Origin of the sequence: Brevibacillus reuszeri, assembly GCF_002897295.1 — a bacterium.
GTDB lineage: Bacteria > Bacillota > Bacilli > Brevibacillales > Brevibacillaceae > Brevibacillus > Brevibacillus reuszeri_A.
Window position 1 is genome coordinate 1 of record NZ_BEXF01000124.1, and the last position, 608, is coordinate 608.

The following is a 608-nucleotide window of genomic DNA, read 5'->3' on the forward strand; positions in this document are numbered from 1 at the left end:
AATTGCAATGCCTGCAAGGAAACCTATAGCGCCGTTAAAACATTCATTGCTTCGCATCCTGGGCTTCCCGTCACGTTATTTCTGTACGCACAGGATGCTGACGAGGCTGAAGAGATGGTCAACACCAATGAATTAGCAGATTTTCAGGTGGTATGGGCGGATCGGGCACTTATCGATTCGTATAAAGTGAACCGGTTTCCCTTTGCGTTTTACTTATCCGATGAGCAGGTTATCCTCAACAAAAGTGTCACCAATTACTTGCATCATTTTGAGCAAATGATGACACAGCTACCGCATGCAAAACCTTCAGCCTTTAACAAATCAGCTTAATCGTGAAGGAGGCTCAAGGCCATACACCATGAAATATGCAAACCTGATATTTGAGGTTATGAAGCAGGTGTACCGTGTTTCTCCACGCATGTTCTCAAGGGCCACTGTTATTTATCTGGCTGAGGCCTTCTTGCCTGTAGCACAGATCTATATTACGGCTCAAGTCATTAACGCTGTTACGGGTGTGCTGACCCGTGGTGAAACGCCTCTTAGCGCACTGTATTGGTTGGTTCTTCAGTTGACGGTCATATTGCTTGGAATCGCGCTGAGCTCCTTTC

2 pseudogenes are annotated in these 608 nt (G+C 46.1%); both read left to right on the forward strand.

Annotated elements, in window-relative coordinates:
- Window positions 1-330, forward strand: a pseudogene (locus C3B52_RS35750) (hypothetical protein); the annotation flags it as partial.
- A gap of 28 nt (window positions 331-358) precedes the next feature.
- Window positions 359-608 (forward strand): annotated as a pseudogene (locus C3B52_RS35755) (ABC transporter ATP-binding protein); the annotation flags it as partial.